This window comes from Cysteiniphilum sp. JM-1 (assembly GCF_008711525.1).
Taxonomy (GTDB): domain Bacteria; phylum Pseudomonadota; class Gammaproteobacteria; order Francisellales; family Francisellaceae; genus Caedibacter.
This window is the reverse complement of the sequence record NZ_VXKS01000050.1, coordinates 1-2,703: the sequence shown is the minus strand read 5'-3', so window position 1 is coordinate 2,703 and position 2,703 is coordinate 1. Positions and strand designations below refer to the sequence as shown.

Here is a 2,703-nt window from a genome sequence, read left to right as displayed (position 1 = left end):
CCAAGGCAGTCAATATACCTCGCATATACATACTGAGGCATTATCCAGTAGAGGTATTACTATCTCAATGGATGGTAAAGGGCGAGCTACTGATAACATTTGTATTGAGCGTTTTTGGCTCAGTGCAAAATGCGAGCGAATTTATCTTAATGAATATGGTTCTTTACCTGAGCTTAGATCTGATCTTGCTGATTATATTGATTTTTATAATCATCGTAGATTCCATGAGAGCTTGGGATACAAAAAACCAATGAATGTGTACAAAGAAGGTGCTATTGACTTTAAAAGTCAGATGCAAAAAACATTGCAGGTTGCATGACATGTATAGGAATAAGAATTTTCAAAAAACTGTATTGACACTTTGGGGTAGAATAAATAGCTGCAGAGATTAAAAATGACAAATAAAACCAAAACTTATGCCGAAAACTATGCCATTTTAGAAGAGATAAACTACCAACTTCAGCAAGGGCAAAACAATCCCAACATGATTGATGAACTCGCCCCCATGTTGGAAAAAGCATCCAAAAGCTACCTTGTTTGCAAAGAGCGTATTGCCGCTGCCGAGAAGTTTATCGCTGAATTTGAGAATAAAAATAATCTCTAAAGTACCACTTCGGCACTTCATTTCCAGCAGCATCGTGCTACCATGCCATTTATTAACATATACCCTTCAATGAGTCTTTTTGTGTTTCTACGACAGCTAAACTGTTTATTATTCTTGTTACTGTTTAGCCTATTTGGTTTTGCTAATGCTAATAATTTCTTAGCGGGTAGTAATTTCAGCAATATTGATCTCTTTAACTCACCTGAACAATCTTTTAACAAGCTAAGCGTGATAGAGACTCAAAACAAAGGTGAAATCACCTTATGCTGGCGCATTCCCAAGGGGCAATATCTTTATAAAAATAAGATTAGCATACAGCTACAACATGCTGATCAAGCAGAGCTTGGAGAAATTTACTTTCCTCCAGCAACTACACATCCCGTGTTTAAAAATGAGCCCGTGTATACCAATCAAGTATTACTGCGTATCCCGCTGTCAGGTGAAATAACACCTAACAGTAAGCTTGAGGTTAAATATCAAAGTTGTGACACTAATTTATGCCATTTACCACAAGTCAAAGAAATCACAATTGATCAAAACGTATTACCCTATGAGCAAAATGACTTTAACTGGTTAGGCATTTTAGCACTTCTTGGCGTTGGCTTATTACTTGCCTTCACACCTTGCGTTTTACCGATGTTGCCAATTATCAGCGCCATTGTTGTCGGTAAAAATCACAGTAAATTTTACAGCTTTCTATTAGCGCTTTCCTATGTGCTTGGAATGTCGGTGATGTATGCCATTTTGGGCATCATTATTAGCAGCATTGGTCTATCTTTCCAGATTTTCTTTCAGCAAAGCTGGGTCATCATTCTACTTGCCGCATTATTTTCTGTATTAGCGCTATCCATGTTTGGTGTTTTTCAAATTCAACTGCCTCAAGCGCTTAGTGCGCGCCTTGGGCAATCACAACACAATATTAAAACCGGAGGCATATTCGCAAGCTTTCTCATGGGTGCAATTGCAAGCTTGGTATTGTCACCTTGTACATCAGCACCTTTAATTGGTGTATTAACGACCATTGTGCAAACAGGCGATATTCTTTACGGAGGTGTGGCACTTTTTGCATTGGGTTTCGGTATGGGTGTGCCACTGATGCTTATTGCGCTTGGGCTTAAGCGCTTTGTCCCGAAATCAGGCGCATGGATGCAGGAAATCAAAGTCATCTTTGGCTTTGCCATGTTGACAATGGCGATTTTCCTCCTAAGCCGCATTACGCTATTAGAAACTATTATTTTTAGCCTCTATGCTCTATTGATTAGCGCTTATTTACTCTATCTTATTTACGCATCTGTCATATCTGCATCTATTCAACAAAAAACCAAACATTTCATTGCAGCCATTATCCTGTTTTTGGCGTTGTTAACTATAGTTGCCAATCACACTCTGCACACCACAAACAAGCCAAGCACAGTTTCTACACAAAACGACTTCACCACGGTCTTTAATAGCCAAGAGCTCAAGCAACAAGTCACTTTAGCATTAAAAACGCATCAATATGTTTTAATTGATTACTTCGCACACTGGTGTGAAAACTGCTTAAAGCTTAAAGCGATTTTGCTGTCGCCAACCATGCAAGACTACTTTAAGAAAAACAACATCACGGTTATTAAGGTGGATGTTTCAGACTATAACGCCAATAGCACAGCGCTACTTAAAACGGCTAACGTATTAGGTTTACCAACACTTATTTTACGCAATCAACAAAATAATGAGATCAAGCGCATCGCCGGCGTGGTTGATGTTAACACATTGAAGCAGCAATTTAATACAGTGCTCTCAAAAGAACATGCATCTATAAATTAATTCGTCCATTAGCATATTGATGTATTAGCGCTTTAAAAACACTTTGATATTTTAGTCCTTGAGCTTTTGCTTTTTCCAGTTCACTTTCTTTAATAGCCAAACTGATCTGCCGAGTTTTACTTCCTTGCTCAACCTCGTATTTAAAAGCAACTAGTTCATCATCTGCGATGTTTTGTAACTACCCAGCAGGTTAGATTTTGATAAACAGTAATTTTTGGAAATTTTTCCAGATTTGATGTTTTCATTTGCAAATAAATATGGCGTAATTTGATAGATGGATATGAAACTAGAAA

General features: G+C 37.9%; 3 protein-coding genes. All 3 read left to right on the top strand.

The annotated features are described in order from the left end of the window. The coding region (locus tag F3D68_RS11080; RefSeq protein ID WP_151194493.1) for an integrase core domain-containing protein at positions 1-319 on the top strand (319 nt) is incomplete at its 5' end. A gap of 75 nt (positions 320-394) precedes the next feature. Further along, positions 395-604: an exodeoxyribonuclease VII small subunit gene (gene xseB, locus F3D68_RS11075; RefSeq protein WP_117003579.1), complete on the top strand. Its 210-nt coding sequence runs from the start codon at positions 395-397 to the stop codon at positions 602-604. A gap of 81 nt (positions 605-685) precedes the next feature. Continuing rightward, the gene (gene dsbD, locus F3D68_RS11070) at positions 686-2,410 is read left to right on the top strand and encodes a protein-disulfide reductase DsbD (RefSeq protein ID WP_191092813.1); all 1,725 of its coding nucleotides are present in this window, start codon (positions 686-688) and stop codon (positions 2,408-2,410) included. Positions 2,411-2,703 lie beyond the last annotated feature (293 nt).

Bases quoted from the DNA above. Each gene is read 5' to 3' on its own strand.
- xseB (WP_117003579.1), top strand. From the start codon at position 395: ATGACAAATAAAACCAAAACTTATGCCGAAAACTATGCCATTTTAGAA.